This window comes from Blautia faecis (assembly GCF_020554845.1).
Taxonomy (GTDB): domain Bacteria; phylum Bacillota; class Clostridia; order Lachnospirales; family Lachnospiraceae; genus Blautia_A; species Blautia_A faecis.
Genome location: NZ_JAJCIA010000025.1, coordinates 1 through 15,892 on the forward strand (window position 1 = coordinate 1; position 15,892 = coordinate 15,892).

A 15,892-nucleotide genomic window follows, 5' to 3' on the forward strand; every position below is an offset into this window, starting at 1 on the left:
AAGATGAAATTCCGGAGCGCCAGATCTGCCTGGTGTATGACAGCCAGCATCCTATAGGGGCTGCGGCAAGAGAATTAAAAAATACAATTCTGTTGATTACATAAAAGAAGCGAAAGAACTTGGTTTATTAAACGCGGCACCTATCCAAACACAAGTCAATTGATGAGTCGGGAACATTTTCCCAGCATTTCTGATGCTATTTTAATTCATTTGACACCTTTTCGCTAATTGTATGATAGATTTCCTTTGTCGCTGAATCATTTTCACCATTTACGACCAATATTTTTCCATCTATACTCATGACTACATATGAATGACAGGATGAATGGGTATACCTGATATAATCTCCATAAACATCATTTCTAAAATTTCCCATAGCATATCTAAGATTTCCTAAACCGTTGGTTCTATAATCATTCCGGTTCTGAGATGAATTTTCTTCATATGAGATACTGTCAATCTGCGCATAGTCCACTGTATAATCGCTCCAGCCTTGTGCCTCAATGGTAAAATCTTTATCCTCGAAACGAATCTCAATACTTCCCAAAAACAACGTCCATATACCGAATATAATGGTTAAAATGGTTATGATTCCGGATACTCCAATTGTTTTTTTGTTATACTGAATTTTTAATTTTTCTCCGGTCGCTATCTTTTTCTTATAAAATAGATAAGAATAGAGAATGCTGATGATTGCAGCTGCCATAATGCTTACGATATACAAAACAAGAGCAGCCATACTTTCCTCAAAAAGACCACAGAGCATACACAGAATACCTGATGCCATCCATAGTTTCCCACTGAATCTATGAGTTGCATTCCAGTTTTCCTCATCCTGCAATGTCCATATAACCCGGATTCCTATCGTATTATTCTGCTTTACCTTTGGCAGATAATTTCCTATAACCATGAATAGTAAGCCTGTTCCATAATACATGAATGCCATGAACAGGTTCTCCATGCCTGCTCCGGTATTTACCAATCTGGCAATGCCATTATAGAGCAATGTAATAACAGGTATCATCCATATAGCCATTCCTATAACTTTAGGGCTCTGTTGTCGGCTTCTGTTATCATAAAATATGATTGCTACAAATATACAGTGCGTTACTACAAAAAATACATTTATCCATTTACCGTGTGTACTCGTAAAACCCACCAGGACTCCTGCAAGAATTACCAGTATAGAGCTAATTAATGAACCTCTATATTTTTTTATCATTTCCTTCATCGTTCGATGCTCCTTTCAAATCTGTGATCCACAACATGACATCTTCCAATACGGAAGTATTTAATTCATAATAAATAAACTTTCCTTCTCTTTGGTTTCGGATCAAATCAGCTTCCTTCAATATTGCCAGATGTCTTGATATGGATGCTCCCGTCACTGAAAAATGTTCGCATATTTCTCCAGCTGAAAGCCGCCCATTTTTCAATAAGTTCAAAATCTCACGTCGTATTGGATCAGCTAGTGCTTTTAATGTATCCTGTATACCCAATAATTCATCACATCCCTTCATTTAACATTTAATCTAATTGTTAAACGTATTATAATGCAAGGAATATTATGTGTCAAGAACCAGTTACTTCAAAATATGGTTGACATTTATATTCTACAGATGTAGAATATAAACAACTTCTACAAAAGTAGAAAATAATAAACAGGGAGAATGCACTATGAAGACAGGAACAGTAAAGTTAATGACACTTATCACTACGGCGGTATTGGGAACTTTTTCAGCAGGAACGGTTCTGGCAGCAGAAAATAATGACTTTTATACACAGCCGCCAGCAGATTCCGACTGGGAAAAGGCAGATACGGAAGGTACTTATGCCAGCTACACGAATGGAAGTGATTATGTAAACATTTACAAATATTCACTTGATGATGTCAATATAGCAATTGCAAAATGCAATGATACGTATGAAGCCTGCTATCAGACAGTTTATTCAGAGGGGAACAGTTTATATATGACGGTGGGATATGCAAAAGATGCAGATGATATCGGTGATGTCAGAAAATTCGTAGAATATATTTCCTATCCAGGAAATCCCTCCCTTACCAGACAGGCAGATGAAGATTCAACAGAGAATTCTGATCAGGAGGATACCGATACTTCCAATCCGGGAGGCAAGGGAGATTCAGATTCTTCCGATACAGAAGTGAATGCTTCCGCAGATAACAGTGATGGTTCAGATATTATTTCCACCTCACCACTGACATTAGTTGACAGTGATGGAAATACAATTGAGATCAATTACATTCTTCACAAAGATTATTCTTGCGAATACCGTGGAGATGATGGAATGAAATATACTGATAATGGGAATGAAACTTATACCGATGAAAATGGAAATACCTACTCAGCTCTGAATGATGACACTCATCATCTGGGACATACGTTGGAACAGCATGACCTTCAGGATGCAAACGGTAATACTGTGACGGTTACGGAAACTACAAATGGTGATTATTATTTCCAGGACGAAAATGGTACAGGATTTACGGACAACGGAGACGGGACATGGAGTGATGAAAATGGCAGCAGCTATACAGAAATAGACTGATAGTGGTCAGTAGCTGCAGGAATGGCAAGGGCATTTGCAAATTGTGCAAAAGCCCTTGCCATTTCCGTGAACCGTGGTAAAATAGAATCATTCCTACATTTGTAGAAAATATGTAACAGGGGAGGTATGAAAAAGTGAAAAAAACTTACCAGAGACTTCCGGACTCAGAGCTGGATATTATGCTCGTTCTTTGGAATAATACTCCGCCGATGACCAGACCGGAGATTGAGAAAGTGATCAATATGAAGAAAAAGCTTGCATCAACAACAATTTTGTCATTGCTGACCAGATTGGAGAACAAAAATTTCGTGGAAGTGACGAAACAGGGAAAAATGAATCTGTATACACCCATGGTTTCGCAGTCAGATTATCAGGCACATGAAAGCCAGAGTGTTCTTGAGAAACTTTATGGGAATTCACTAAAAAAGTTTGTAACTTCACTTTATCATGGAAAGAAGATCAGCTCAGAAGAAGTCCAGGATCTCAGTGAATTTCTTAAGAACCTGGAGGACAGGGAGGAATAGCTAATTATGGAGGTTTTCATTCTGCACATTCTGAAACTGAACATTATTGCAGCAATAGTAATTTTACTGGTAAAAGTGCTTGCGACTCTGTTTAAAGGACGTGTATCAGCGAGATGGAAGTACTTTATCTGGCTGTTGATTACGATAAGCCTTTGTGTTCCGGTGCGCCTTCCGGAGAATCTGGCACTGGTGGATTTCAAAGTACTTAGAAGCAGTCAACAGAATACGCAAAACCCGAAGATAACGGATTACGCAGTCAGACCAGAGGAAAGTCAGAAGATAACAGAAACCGTATCATCTGCGAGCAATGACATGAAAAATCTGACAGAAATTCCGGAACAAAAGAGAACTGTCAGGTACGAATCAGATAAATGGCTGGGAATTGTGGCTGTGATTTTTGTTGTTGTCTGGCCGAGCGTAGCGGTACTTAAACTGACAGGAGAATTGCTGGCATATTATTTTTCTATAAGGAATCTGGAACGGATGAGTCTGCAGGTAAGTGATACGGTGAGTATTCAGATGTACCGTGCAGCGTGTCAAAAGAAGCACGTACGCAGAATACCGGAGCTCAGGCAAAACGCAGGTCTTACCACACCGCTTCTTGCAGGACTTTTACATACAAAATTGTATCTACCAGCAACCGGGTATTCAGCAGAAGAAAGAAAACTTATTTTTTACCATGAACTCACACATTATTGCCATCGGGATCTCTGGTATAAGATGCTCCTTCGAATCTGTGCATCAATATACTGGTTCAACCCCTTTCTTCTTATCATGCTGAAAGAAGCGGATAAGGATATTGAGAATCTGTGTGATACAGCAGTTGTTCGCAGAGTTAATAAAAAGGAACATAAATTATATCGACAGCTGCTTCTCAGGACAGTGGCCATGGAAAATCAGATTCCATATGTGACAGCAAGTCTTAATGACAGCGAAATGGTGTTTAAAGATCGGATTCTGTATATGGTGAACATTCGGAAACTCCGCAGAGGGATTCTTCCGGGAATTCTTGTGACGCTGCTGCTTGCAGGCGGTAATCTGGTATTTAATGTCTCTGCCGGGACAGATACAGTTTCAGTAGAGACGGAGAAGTCTGGTATTGAAAAAAATGCAGATCCAGAGAAAAATAATGTACCGGATTATGCACCGTTTTCTGAAATGGTAACTATGCAGAAAGCTGCTGAAACACAGGACGAAGGAGGAGTGACAGAGAATGCAGATACAGAGGATTCTGTAGACGAAGAGGAAAAAGCAGATGCGGAAACAAACGATGAACCTGCCATGGAAAACAGCGGACAGGTAAGTGAAACGACCGATGATGGAATTACCTCTGACAACAACGAGTCTGTTTCATCTTATGAGAATCTGCCAGCAGGCGTACCATATACCAGTGGATTCACTACTGCTTCCGGTGTAGCATCAATTGTAGCACCGGGTGGAGGAGATGAAGAATCCAGAGTTCTTTACGATAACGGAGATGGGACCTATTCTGATGCTTATGGGAGCCGATACAGTTATCAGGGAGATGGAAACTGGGCAGATGCCAATGGAAATTCATATCGTACCTGGAATGACGAAGACTATAATTTCGGAACACAGCTGGAAAAGCATGAACTCAAGGGCAGCAGCGGCACCGTTAATGTAAAAGAGACTACAAACGGAGATTATTATTACTGTGATTCAGAAGGTGTAGGATACACAGATAATGGTGACGGAACCTGGACCGATGAGAACGGAAATCTTTATGAAGAGTAAATGAAAAGAAACGTTTTCCGGAAGCAAATAAGAGACTGGAAAACGTTTCTTTTCTTGTAAAATGTTATATGAGATATAAAAGCTATTTGGAAATATAATTATTTGATAAGAAAGACATTTTTATTTTACAACAAACAGATATTTTTATGATAAAATATCGGAAAAAAATTTTGGACTGTAACAAAAGTCGTTGCAGTGTCTAAACTACATCAAATGGATACGGAGGAAGAAATGTGCGGGATCTGTGGATTTACAGGTTACAGACAGGATCAGAAGACAGTAATTGAAAGGATGATGAAAGCCATTGAGCATAGAGGCCCGGACAGTGAGGGCTCCTTTTGCAGGGAGAAGATTACGCTGGGCTTTCGAAGACTTAGTATTATTGATTTAGAAGATGGGCAGCAGCCTATGGAAAGTGCGGATGGAAATCTGCATATTGTTTTTAATGGAGAAATCTATGATTATAAAGAACTGCGGGCAGAACTTGAGACTTTCGGCATTTCTTTTTGCACCCATTCCGATACGGAAGTTCTGGTAAATACCCTTCAGCAGTATGGGGAGAAGGCACTGGATAAACTCAGGGGAATGTTTGGGTTTGCAGTATGGAATGAAAAAGAGCAGACTTTGATGCTTGCAAGGGATTTCTTTGGAATTAAGCCTGTGTACTATGCCGAAATAGATGGGCACTTTGTATTTGCTTCTGAAATTAAGAGTATCCTTGCATTTCCAGGCTATGAAAGGAAAGTAAATCAGAAGGCACTGGAGCAGTATTTGTCATTTCAATATTCTCCTCTGGAAGAGACCTTCTTTAAGGGAATTTATAAACTGATGCCTGGACATATGCTTTTATATAAAAACGGAAGCTATGAAATAAAGACTTATTTCAAACCAAAGCTTACACCAGGTCAGTGGAACCATAAGACGAATATGGCGCAGCTGCGGAGCCAGCTTTCCGAGATTTTAAAGGATTCAGTGAAGCATCATATGTTAAGTGATGTGGAAGTCGGCGCATTTTTATCAGGTGGAGTGGATTCCGGTTATCTGGCTTCTTCCTCCGGTGCAGATCAGGCATTTACAGTGGGATTTGATGAGGGAGATCGATATAGTGAAGTAAACAAAGCTGCCAAAGTGGCAGAAAAAGCAGGTTTGAAACACCATGTGAAAATCATATCCAAGCAGGAATTCTGGGATGCCCTTCCAGATGTGATGTATCATATGGATGAACCCCTTGGGGATGCCTCTGCAGTTGCACTTTATTTTCTTTCCAAAGAGGCCGCAGGGCATGTCAAGGTAGTCCTTTCCGGGGAAGGCGCAGATGAACTTTTCGGTGGATATAATATTTACAGAGAACCGGAAGCATTAAAGAAAGTTGCCTGGATTCCATTCAGGCTCAGACGTGCTGTTAGAAAACTGGCCGCAAAGCTGCCAGATGTGAAAGGACGGGATTTCCTTATCCGCGCAGGAATGAAAGTGGAAGAACGTTTCATCGGAAATGCATATATTTACCGTGAAAAAGAGAAAGCACAGATTTTGAAAAATAAAGTAACAGGACCTTCCACGCAGGAATATTTAAGACCATTTTATGAAAAGCTTGAGGCAGAAAACAGAGGATCACTTCAAGACATGGAAAAAATGCAGTCTGTAGATTTGAACTACTGGCTTCCTGGCGATATTTTGCAGAAAGCAGATAAAATGAGTATGGCACATTCCCTGGAAGTCAGGGTACCATTTCTGGATAAAGAAGTTTTTGACTTTGCAGCAAAGCTTCCGAAAGAAACTAAGATTGCAGCAGGTACAACCAAATATATTTTCCGTAAAGCTGTTTCAAAATTTCTTCCACAGGAAACCGATGAACGTAAGAAACTTGGTTTTCCCATTCCAATCCGTGTGTGGCTGCGGCAGGATGACTGGTATCAGATGGTAACGGATTTATTTACCTCAAAAGCGGCAGAAGAATTTTTTCGTACAGAGGAACTGCTTCAGCTTCTGAAGGACCATAAAAATAAAAAGGCAGATAACAGTCGTAAAATCTGGACAGTTTTAACATTCCTTATCTGGTACGATAGATTTTTTGCTACATGTTCGAAGGGAGAGTTGGTTACAAGGCTGCAATAATAAAACTTCAATATATTCTTTTTTATATTCATAATAATGCACTAATTAGGTGTCTGGAAGAATTTAAGAAAAATAAATTTGTACCTGTAGAAGAAGCTGAGAAACAGATTAAACTTGGAGCTGTGATTACCAGACTTAACAGTACCATACGGAGAATCAAAAAGTATCTGGATGGAAGCATCCCATGCCTGGAGGAATTGGAAGAAACGCGACTTCCATACTTTGAGAAAAATGCGGACAAACGTGAAAACCGCTGGAGCCAGATCATTAGTGGAAGTGATCTGATTGATACCATCTAAAAAGCAGACAGCCCGATATTTTCGGGCTGTCTGTCATTGGATTAAGGAAAGATATGAGGCAGGAAATACAGTCATTTTTTGCAGCATATCTTTTTTTGTATCATTTTGTCTATATTTTAAAGAATCCTGTTCATGTACAGGGGTTCATTAGTTGGTTATACTAATAAAAAGCGGATGTGATAGTTTATGCAGAAGAAAATCCGGCCGAATACCGGAATTCTCTTCTGGCATTAGCGGCAAACTTTATAATAGTTTGCGTAGAAATTCATCACATATAAGATATAAGCTTTTAAATTTTTCATTTCGTTCACCTCTTTTCTTAACTTACAAGTGCATTATAGATCACCTGAAAGCGGATTACGTGCCAAATGAAAAGAAAAAACAGACAAAATTTGCAGAGGAGAGAAATTATGTTTCCGGTTTATGAAGAGAAAAAAGAAAACCTGCATTTACATTCCCGCATTGCCAGACATGAATCCCCTCATCTGCACAATTCAGTTGAATTCATCTATCTTACAGAAGGATGCTTGGAGCTTGGAATGGGCCAGGAACTCTTTCACATGGAGGAAGGTGATTTTGCAGTCCTTTTTCCGGAAGTGATCCATCACTGCCAGGTCTTTTCAGGAGAGAATAATAAGGCATGCTATCTGTGGGCGCAGCCCATACTTTGCGGACAATTTGCTTCTGTTATGCAGAAATACTGTCCGAAAAATCCTGTGATTAAAAAGCCGCAGGTCCACCGGGATATTGTAAATGCAATTCGGTGCCTGAAGCTCGATAAAAAGGAGCAAAATCCTAACCTTGTTGTAGAACAGGCTTATGTGCAGATCCTTTTGGCCAGAAGTATCCCGGTATTTAACTTACAGGAAAAGAGCAGTGTGGAGAGCAATGATATCATTTATCAGACGGTCTCCTATATTGCAAAACATTTTAAAGAAGAAATGTCCCTGGAAAAGATGGCAAGAGATATGGGAGTAAGTAAATTTACACTTTCGCGTGTCTTTTCCGGAACTTTTCATAGAAATTTTAACCAATATTTAAATGAACAGAGATTAAACTATGTCTGTGTTCATTTAGAGTGTACTGACAAAAGCATTACGGACATTTCCATGGATGCAGGATTTGAAAGTCAGCGGACTTTTAACCGGGTTTTCAGGGAACGCTACAAAATGACACCAAGAGAATACCGGAATCTGTACAGAGAAAAGTTTGTTCTGCAAAATGAAATCATATAGAAAAGAGAGGATAAAAATATGCTGAGTGAGAGTATTGCAAAACTGGTACAGTATGGAGTCGAGACGGAACTGATACCAGAATGTGAGAGAAATTACACAACAAATCTTCTGCTGGATGTATTTTACGAGGATGATTACACTGCACCGGAACAGGAATTTCAGAACATTGAACTTGAGAAGGTTCTGGATGAACTGTTAAAAGAGGCAATTGATCGGGGATTGATTGAAGACAGTGTTGTCTATAAAGACCTGTTTGATACCAGACTGATGAATTGCCTCATGCCACGACCTGCAGAAGTACAGACAACGTTCTGGAAAAAATATGGGGAGAATCCAAAAGCAGCTTGTAGGCGGTTCTATTTTAAGCCATGACCATTTCCAGGGAGGACATTATACCTTCGCAATGGCTAAGGCACCGATTGAAAAGCATGTGACCATTCCTGGATTTGAGAATGTGGAAGCGGGAATTGTAAAGTGGCCGTTATCAGTGCTCCGTATCCGTCATAAAAATCCAGAACGGTTGATTGACCTTGCAACACATGTGCTGCAGGCATGGAGAGGCTATACAGATGAAGCAGCCTTTGTATTTGCCAATACGGACGGAGAGCCACATAATACCATAACCCCAATTGCCCGTAAAGTGGAAGATGTATACGAGCTGGATCTGACACTTCGCAATAATATTACGACGAAAGAACATCCACCTGGTGTATATCATCCACATGCACAGTACCATCATATTAAAAAGGAAAATATCGGGCTGATCGAGGTAATGGGGCTTGCAGTTCTTCCGACCCGATTAAAAGAAGAGTTGGAGCTTTTAGAGGAATACATTTTATCTGGAAAAGATATTTCTTCAAATGAAAAAATAGCAAAGCATGAGGACTGGGTGAAAGAATTGCTGGAAAAATATCCGGATATTAATGCAGAGAACATTCAAGCAATTCTTCAAAAAGAAGTAGGACTGGTATTTGTACATGTGCTGGAAGATGCCGGAGTTTATAAATGCACACCAAAAGGAAGAGAAGATTTTATGCGTTTTGTGGACAGTTTATAGGACGTATTCTGATCGTGATTATAATGAATGCTGTAGTATGAAGTACAAAACTACAGAACAAGAAAATATTTTATAACAGCAGTTGCAGCCGGTATCTCATGATATATAAAATGAGAATATCGGCTGCTTTTCATTATTTATTTTTACCCCCAAAAGTTAATCTACTAAAAACCAAAATTGTAATTTGGTTCTCAATTGAAAAAAGTTATATTTTTCTGTTACCATCCACTATTTTTTACGATATATAATATGAATGGAAATATTTTTATTCAAAAAGGCGCCTTATCTGTTGCTGGTCAGATTATGGACAGTGACTTTTAGCTTAAAGAAACCCGGAGGACAACCTGTAAATGAATGATGATGAAATTATAAACCTGTTTTTGAAAAGAGATGAGAATGGAATTATAGAATTAAGTACTAAGTATCATCCCTATTGCTACAAGATTGCCTGGAATTTATTGGCAAATAGAGAAGATGCCGAGGAATGTCTGAATGATACCTGGTTTTCAGTATGGTCACAGATTCCTCCTACGCATCCTCCTGTATTGGCACACTTTTGCGGTCGGATTACAAGAAATCTTAGTATCGACCGTTTAAGGAAAAAGTTTGCAGGCAAGCGCCCGGATGTTCATATGGCAGATGTTATAGAGGAAATGGATCAGCTAAATGTAACTTATACCGTGGAAGAACAGCTGGCGGAAAAAGAACTGATGGAAACCATAAATCGTTTTTTGGAAGAAATGTCTCCAAAGGACAGAAATATTTTTGTACGAAGATACTGGTTTTTAGATCCTGTTTCTGCAATATCCAAAAAGCATCATATGTCAGCGGGAAGCGTGAAAATGAATTTATACAGAAACCGGAAAAAGCTGTTGAAACTGTTGGAAAAAGAAGTAGGACGCATATGAAAAAATTTGATTTTTCAAAAGAATTTGGTAATATTGATCCGAAATATATAGAGGAAGCAGAGCGGGAATGGAGTGACAAAAAGGAAAACTGGAGACCAAAAGGGTGGAGCAAAGCAGCAGCTGCCTGTGTGATCGTCACCTTGGGTTCTGTTATCTTTTCTAATCCGCATATCCAGGCTTCAATAAAAAATATTACATTGTCCATAGGAGAAACCCTTGGTTTCCCCAAAAGCATTGAATCTTATACGGAAGTGTTGAATACCTCTAAGGAAGACAAAGGAATTACTGTAACATTAAAAGAAGTTGTTCTGGATAATGGGGTTCTGTTAACAAAGGTGCATGCAGAAAAAACATCTTCCGGGCAAAAGGGCACGGATGATGTCCAAGATGCCTGGACCTTTGCCAATACACAGCTTGACATTGATTATCAGAAAACTACAATAAATAGACAGAAAATTGAAGAATACGAAAGCGGACACTATCTGCCGTATTCGGATGAGGATTTACTAAATACCGGACTGGATGAAAATGTCTATGATGCTGTTCTGGAATCCCGCTTTTCCCTTGATGAGGATTTGGGAGAAAATCCGGAAGTACATTTGGTACTTGGTGCTTATCAAAATGAAAATCTTGGCGAAGATTATTTTGCAGAATTTGAGTTTGATTTTTCTATTCCTCATGCGGAGCTTATGAAACAGACAGTTCATAAAAAGCTAGAAGATATTTCTATTAAAACAGAAGAAGGAACCGTGAAATTAACAGACTTTTCCATGAATAAACTGCAAAGTATAATTGCGGCAGAAATTCCGGAAGAACTTGAGGAAAAGCTGTATAAAGGTAATGAGATGATGCTTATGGGGACAGACAGTAAAGGAAATCAGGTACAGTATGAACTGCGCAGTAATTCAGCAGATGGTAAATCTCAATGGAGTTTTAAAACCAGTTTCTGGGGCATGTATCAGCTGGATTCTGACGGTCCGGTTCTTTTACTCCCGGATATTGACAGCGATTATCTGGAATTACAGCTTTATACCAGAGAGCCTTATATGGCTGCTGCAGACACTATCTGGGTTGATGACGATTTTGTAGAAATTGGTGAGACTACAGAAGAAGTGGAAGAAGTTCCAGAGGATACTTTGGAGGGAGAAAATCCGTCAGATGCAGAAGAGCAGGTTGAAACTCAAATTATCGGAGGGGCAGTAGCTCCCACAGAAGTAAGGCTTCAAGACGATACAGACCAGAAAGAAAATACCGACGCAGCAAATAAAACGGATGAAGATTATGGAACCGAAGAAAGCGCATATGATGGAACTACAGGTGAAATCACTGCAGAATCTGACTGGACACCTGTCGGTGAAAAAATAAGGATTCAGATTAAGTAGAGAAACGTGAATCTTCTTAAAAAATACCATGTCAAAGAAGCTTTGCATACCTGTTTTTTCCACTGTAAAAGGTAAATTGCTTTTCATTAGGCAGAATTTTTTATATAATCCAAGTGAGAAGCAAAACCGATTGGAAGAACAGGAGCAGAGCAAATATGAACATTGGAACGCAGATATTAAAAATACGAAAAGAAAAGGCGCTGACTCAGGAGGAATTTGGAAAAATATTTCATGTTACCAGACAGACTGTGTCTAATTGGGAGAATGAAAAGAGATTCACGTTCATGGAAAAACAAATTCGTGCGATTTGACCAGATTGTGGGGAAAGCTGTTGTAAGATACTATCCTTCTTTTAAGTGGTTAGGATAATAAGAAACGCGAATATCAGTGGCTTATTTAGTACTGGAATATTCGCGTTTTTTATTTGATATCGCAAAGTTTTTATATTTTCAAATATATGTAATCAGTTGGCAGCCGGTTTTCTAAAAAGATTAAAAATTCCTGTCTGCTCAATCAATCTTGTGATGGTAAAGAAGATAAAGGAATCAATTGGCCACATGATCAAGTTCTTTACAGTACGCATTGGGAGGATTGCAAGGAAGCCTTTTCCGTAGAGCATATCCAGCCATAAGGTATTTAACAGAACATTTACAATCAGAACGACAACCAGTTTTGCAATCAGCACGCGGCGGAAGGTGAGCTTATGTTTGTAGTAAAAACATCCATAAATAAATGCCGCGAGCATTGCGTTAAAGGTGAACCCAAAGAAAAATGGACCATCCGGGCGGATAAAGAATTTCACAATATCCAGCACACCGGCAAACAGACATCCGGTAATGGGTCCAAACAGATAATCAGCAATCTGGTTTGGGATACCGGAAAATCCAATTTTTACATAGGGACCGATATTGATAGAAGCAACTGAATTTAAAATCAGTGCCAGGGCAGCAAGCATTGCACAGACTGCCAGTGTAGAAGTGGTTTTCAGCTCTTTGGCTGAGGTGAGAAACATGTTCTTTGTTTTCTCCATAAAAAAATTACCTCCTTTTCTTTTTTCGCTCACAATAGGAGATAATTTATGGATTCATATTTATCTTCTGTTGCAGCGAGAAGCAATTCGCGAACCGCAAGATTTCTCTTTTCGTCCTCCGGCAACTCTCCATCCGGAAGGCACTTTACGCTCATGAATTTACTCTGCATTACTTTACATGGGGCAGTATATAGCAAATTATTGGAAAAAGCAAGAAAAAAATATATAAAAATATAAGTTTTTGCAATTAAGAAAACAGACAAGAAATCGTGGCATTTTCTCCATATTTTCTAAAACTTTGTCTATATGTTTTTACAAAAATCAGACTATAATAAAAGAAAAAACCGTTCAGGAGGAATCATTATGGCAATTTTAGTTACAGGTGGTGCTGGTTATATTGGAAGCCACACGGTAGTGGAGCTTCAGAATGCAGGATATGATGTTGTGGTACTGGACAATTTGAGCAATGCAAGTGAAAAAGCACTGGACAGAGTATCAAAAATCACAGGAAAACCAGTGAAGTTTTATAAGGCAGATATTCTGGACAGAGATGCTTTAAATGATATTTTTGATAAGGAAACTATTGAGTCCTGCATCCATTTTGCAGGTTTGAAGGCAGTTGGAGAATCTGTGGTTAAGCCCTGGGAGTATTATGAAAATAACATAGCAGGCACTTTAACTCTGGTCGATGTAATGAGAAAACATAATGTAAAAAATATTATTTTCTCTTCCTCAGCAACTGTATATGGAGATCCGGCACAGATTCCGATTACAGAAGAATGCCCAAAGGGACAGTGTACGAACCCGTATGGCTGGACAAAATCCATGCTGGAACAGGTGCTTACCGATATCCAGAAAGCAGATCCAGAATGGAATGTTATGCTTCTTCGTTACTTTAATCCAATTGGCGCACATAAGAGTGGAACAATTGGAGAGAACCCAAATGGCATTCCCAATAACCTTATGCCCTATATCACACAGGTAGCAGTTGGTAAGCTGAAGGAACTTGGTGTATTTGGAAATGATTATGATACTCCGGATGGAACTGGTGTAAGAGACTATATTCATGTTGTGGATCTGGCGAAGGGGCATGTAAAAGCGCTTAAGAAAATCGAAGAAAATCCTGGGCTTGCGATTTACAATCTGGGAACCGGAAAGGGCTATAGTGTTCTTGATATTGTAAAGAATTTTGAAGCTGCAACTGGTGTGAAAATTCCATATGTGATTAAACCTCGCCGAGCCGGAGATATTGCAACTTGTTATTGTGATGCATCTAAGGCAGAAAAAGAGCTTGGCTGGAAAGCAGAAAACGGTATCCGTGAGATGTGTGAAGATTCCTGGAGATGGCAGTCTAATAATCCGCAGGGATATGAAGAATAGGATGTATATTTAAAATAAGAGAGCTGTAAGATGCAGCCCTCTTATTTTTTTGAATAATTGACCTTATGTTATAAATGAACGCATTTTTTATCCTGAAATATTCTATTTTTTAAAATTCTACAATTTTGTGCATGTTTTGTTAAATGTTGTTTATGTAATTTTGGGAAAGATAAAGATATAATTATATTCGGATTAAGGAAGTACGAAAATAAACCTGAAAAAACAGGAGAAAGAGAAGGAAAACATGGAAGAAAAAAGATATTTGAAATGGTACAACAAAGTCGGATACGGTTCCGGAGATGTGGCTGGAAATGTGGTATATGCATTCCTTTCCACCTTTGTAATGCTCTATCTGACCAATACTGTTGGATTGAACCCGGGTATTGTAGGAACATTGATTGCAGTATCAAAACTGTTTGATGGAGTGACCGATATTTTCTTCGGCTCTATGATTGATAAGACAAAAACAAAAATGGGAAAAGCAAAACCTTGGATGCTGTATGGTTATATCGGCTGTGCAGTTACTTTGATCGGTGTATTTGCAATTCCGGAAAGTCTTGGACAGACAGCGCAGTATGCATGGTTCTTTATTGCATATTCCCTGTTAAATGCAGTGTTCTATACAGCAAATAACATTGCATATTCAGCTCTTACAGCTCTGATTACCAAAAACAGCAAAGAACGTGTAGAAATGGGATCTTACCGTTTTATCTTTGCATTTTCTACCAGTCTTTTGATCCAGTCTGTTACTATCAAGTTTGTTGAGATTATGGGAGGGGGAGCTGCTGGATGGAGAATTGTAGCAATTATTTATGCCATCATTGGACTTATTATAAATACAGTTTCTGCATTATCTGTAAAAGAGCTTCCAGAAGAAGTCTTAAACGAAGATGCATCAAGCGCAGTAGATGAAAAATATAGCCTTATTGAAGCTGCAAAACTGTTATTTTCCAACAGATTTTATATTATGATCTGCGTAACCTACATTCTGCAGCAGATTTATTCCGCAATGCTCAGTATGGGTATTTATTACATGATGTATGTATTGAAAAACGAGGATCTGTTCCCGGTATTTTCCTGGGCAATCAATATCCCGTTAATCATTGCACTGGTTATTACACCATCTTTAGTAGCAAAATGGAAAGGGTTATATAAGCTGAATCTGGTTGGATATACCATTGGAACCATTGGACGTGCCCTTGTAGTAGTTGCTGCTTATATGGGAAGCGTACCGCTTATGATTGCCTTTACAGCCGTTGCTGCATTTGGTATGGGACCATGGCAGGGTGATATGAATGCGGTGATTGCTAACTGTTCAGAGTATACTTATCTGACAAAGCATAAACGTGTAGACGGAACCATGTATTCCTGTACTTCCCTTGGTGTGAAACTTGGAGGAGGACTTGGAACTGCGATTACAGGCTGGCTTCTGGAATTCAGCCACTTTAACAGTTCACTTGCTGTACAGCCGGATTCCTGCCTTAGCATGCTTCATACTATGTATCTGTGGATTCCAGTTGTGATTTGTGTAATCATTACTTTTATTATGTCACAGATGAATGTAGAAAAGGCAAATGAAGAATTAAAGAACAGTAAAATGCTGGAAACAAAATAAGCATTAAGATAACGAAATATAGCA

General features: G+C 39.0%; 14 protein-coding genes, 1 pseudogene and 1 riboswitch. Of the genes and pseudogenes, 12 read left to right on the plus strand and 3 right to left on the minus strand.

What is annotated here, in order from left to right; translation table 11 throughout:
* Window positions 1-196 precede the first annotated feature (196 nt).
* Both LIZ66_RS12435 and LIZ66_RS12440 read right to left on the minus strand, forming a co-directional pair.
* On the minus strand, window positions 197-1,231 hold the full coding sequence (locus LIZ66_RS12435; RefSeq protein ID WP_227200892.1) for an SdpI family protein: 1,035 nt from the start codon (window positions 1,229-1,231) through the stop codon (window positions 197-199).
* Window positions 1,206-1,520: an autorepressor SdpR family transcription factor gene (locus LIZ66_RS12440; RefSeq protein WP_118584001.1), complete on the minus strand. Its 315-nt coding sequence runs from the start codon at window positions 1,518-1,520 to the stop codon at window positions 1,206-1,208. Before LIZ66_RS12440 ends, LIZ66_RS12435 begins: the two co-directional genes overlap by 26 nt.
* Window positions 1,521-1,677: 157 nt before the next feature.
* Between LIZ66_RS12440 and LIZ66_RS12445 the strand changes: the two genes are divergently transcribed.
* The 10 genes and pseudogenes from LIZ66_RS12445 (at window position 1,678) to LIZ66_RS12490 (ending at window position 12,154) form a co-directional block, all read left to right on the plus strand.
* Window positions 1,678-2,568, plus strand: a complete 891-nt coding sequence (locus LIZ66_RS12445; RefSeq protein ID WP_173717378.1) for a hypothetical protein — start codon at window positions 1,678-1,680, stop codon at window positions 2,566-2,568.
* Window positions 2,569-2,702: 134 nt separating this feature from the next.
* A complete protein-coding gene (locus tag LIZ66_RS12450) occupies window positions 2,703-3,092 on the plus strand; it encodes a BlaI/MecI/CopY family transcriptional regulator (protein ID WP_148463261.1) in 390 nt (129 codons plus the stop codon).
* Window positions 3,093-3,098: 6 nt separating this feature from the next.
* The gene (locus tag LIZ66_RS12455) at window positions 3,099-4,847 is read left to right on the plus strand and encodes a M56 family metallopeptidase (RefSeq protein ID WP_173717379.1); all 1,749 of its coding nucleotides are present in this window, start codon (window positions 3,099-3,101) and stop codon (window positions 4,845-4,847) included.
* 231 nt (window positions 4,848-5,078) lie between these two features.
* Window positions 5,079-6,962 carry an asparagine synthase (glutamine-hydrolyzing) gene (asnB, locus tag LIZ66_RS12460; RefSeq protein WP_227200891.1) on the plus strand — a complete coding sequence of 628 codons (1,884 nt, stop codon included), beginning with the start codon at window positions 5,079-5,081 and terminating at the stop codon, window positions 6,960-6,962.
* Window positions 6,926-7,261, plus strand: coding sequence for a hypothetical protein (locus LIZ66_RS12465; RefSeq protein WP_173717381.1), 336 nt, complete (start codon window positions 6,926-6,928; stop codon window positions 7,259-7,261). Before asnB ends, LIZ66_RS12465 begins: the two co-directional genes overlap by 37 nt.
* Before the next feature lie 410 nt (window positions 7,262-7,671).
* On the plus strand, window positions 7,672-8,496 hold the full coding sequence (locus LIZ66_RS12470) for an AraC family transcriptional regulator (RefSeq protein WP_173772789.1): 825 nt from the start codon (window positions 7,672-7,674) through the stop codon (window positions 8,494-8,496).
* Window positions 8,497-8,514: 18 nt separating this feature from the next.
* Window positions 8,515-9,553, plus strand: a pseudogene (locus LIZ66_RS12475) (hypothetical protein).
* Window positions 9,554-9,903: 350 nt separating this feature from the next.
* Window positions 9,904-10,461: an RNA polymerase sigma factor gene (locus tag LIZ66_RS12480; RefSeq protein WP_227200890.1), complete on the plus strand. Its 558-nt coding sequence runs from the start codon at window positions 9,904-9,906 to the stop codon at window positions 10,459-10,461.
* Window positions 10,458-11,843, plus strand: coding sequence for a DUF4179 domain-containing protein (locus LIZ66_RS12485; RefSeq protein ID WP_227200889.1), 1,386 nt, complete (start codon window positions 10,458-10,460; stop codon window positions 11,841-11,843). The genes LIZ66_RS12480 and LIZ66_RS12485 overlap by 4 nt, the downstream gene beginning before the upstream one ends.
* A 155-nt stretch (window positions 11,844-11,998) precedes the next feature.
* The gene (locus LIZ66_RS12490; protein ID WP_173719500.1) at window positions 11,999-12,154 is read left to right on the plus strand and encodes a helix-turn-helix transcriptional regulator; all 156 of its coding nucleotides are present in this window, start codon (window positions 11,999-12,001) and stop codon (window positions 12,152-12,154) included.
* 152 nt (window positions 12,155-12,306) lie between these two features.
* Here LIZ66_RS12490 and LIZ66_RS12495 read toward each other — a convergent pair whose 3' ends face one another.
* Window positions 12,307-12,873, minus strand: a complete 567-nt coding sequence (locus LIZ66_RS12495; protein WP_118583984.1) for a folate family ECF transporter S component — start codon at window positions 12,871-12,873, stop codon at window positions 12,307-12,309.
* 71 nt (window positions 12,874-12,944) lie between these two features.
* Window positions 12,945-13,042: riboswitch (THF riboswitch) on the minus strand.
* Between the two features lie 194 nt (window positions 13,043-13,236).
* Here LIZ66_RS12495 and galE point away from each other — a divergent pair.
* Together galE and LIZ66_RS12505 are read left to right on the plus strand one after the other, a co-directional pair.
* A complete protein-coding gene (gene galE, locus LIZ66_RS12500) occupies window positions 13,237-14,253 on the plus strand; it encodes a UDP-glucose 4-epimerase GalE (RefSeq protein ID WP_173774249.1) in 1,017 nt (338 codons plus the stop codon).
* Window positions 14,254-14,497: 244 nt separating this feature from the next.
* Window positions 14,498-15,868, plus strand: coding sequence for an MFS transporter (locus tag LIZ66_RS12505; protein WP_148463276.1), 1,371 nt, complete (start codon window positions 14,498-14,500; stop codon window positions 15,866-15,868).
* Window positions 15,869-15,892 lie beyond the last annotated feature (24 nt).

Excerpts from the sequence above, each read along its gene's own strand:
- LIZ66_RS12435 (WP_227200892.1), bottom strand. The coding sequence starts at position 1,231 with ATGAAGGAAATGATAAAAAAATATAGAGGTTCATTAATTAGCTCTATA.
- LIZ66_RS12440 (WP_118584001.1), bottom strand. The coding sequence starts at position 1,520 with ATGAAGGGATGTGATGAATTATTGGGTATACAGGATACATTAAAAGCA.
- LIZ66_RS12445 (WP_173717378.1), top strand. The coding sequence starts at position 1,678 with ATGAAGACAGGAACAGTAAAGTTAATGACACTTATCACTACGGCGGTA.
- LIZ66_RS12455 (WP_173717379.1), top strand. The coding sequence starts at position 3,099 with ATGGAGGTTTTCATTCTGCACATTCTGAAACTGAACATTATTGCAGCA.
- asnB (WP_227200891.1), top strand. The coding sequence starts at position 5,079 with ATGTGCGGGATCTGTGGATTTACAGGTTACAGACAGGATCAGAAGACA.
- LIZ66_RS12465 (WP_173717381.1), top strand. The coding sequence starts at position 6,926 with ATGTTCGAAGGGAGAGTTGGTTACAAGGCTGCAATAATAAAACTTCAA.
- LIZ66_RS12470 (WP_173772789.1), top strand. The coding sequence starts at position 7,672 with ATGTTTCCGGTTTATGAAGAGAAAAAAGAAAACCTGCATTTACATTCC.
- LIZ66_RS12480 (WP_227200890.1), top strand. The coding sequence starts at position 9,904 with ATGAATGATGATGAAATTATAAACCTGTTTTTGAAAAGAGATGAGAAT.
- LIZ66_RS12485 (WP_227200889.1), top strand. The coding sequence starts at position 10,458 with ATGAAAAAATTTGATTTTTCAAAAGAATTTGGTAATATTGATCCGAAA.
- LIZ66_RS12490 (WP_173719500.1), top strand. The coding sequence starts at position 11,999 with ATGAACATTGGAACGCAGATATTAAAAATACGAAAAGAAAAGGCGCTG.
- LIZ66_RS12495 (WP_118583984.1), bottom strand. The coding sequence starts at position 12,873 with ATGGAGAAAACAAAGAACATGTTTCTCACCTCAGCCAAAGAGCTGAAA.
- galE (WP_173774249.1), top strand. The coding sequence starts at position 13,237 with ATGGCAATTTTAGTTACAGGTGGTGCTGGTTATATTGGAAGCCACACG.
- LIZ66_RS12505 (WP_148463276.1), top strand. The coding sequence starts at position 14,498 with ATGGAAGAAAAAAGATATTTGAAATGGTACAACAAAGTCGGATACGGT.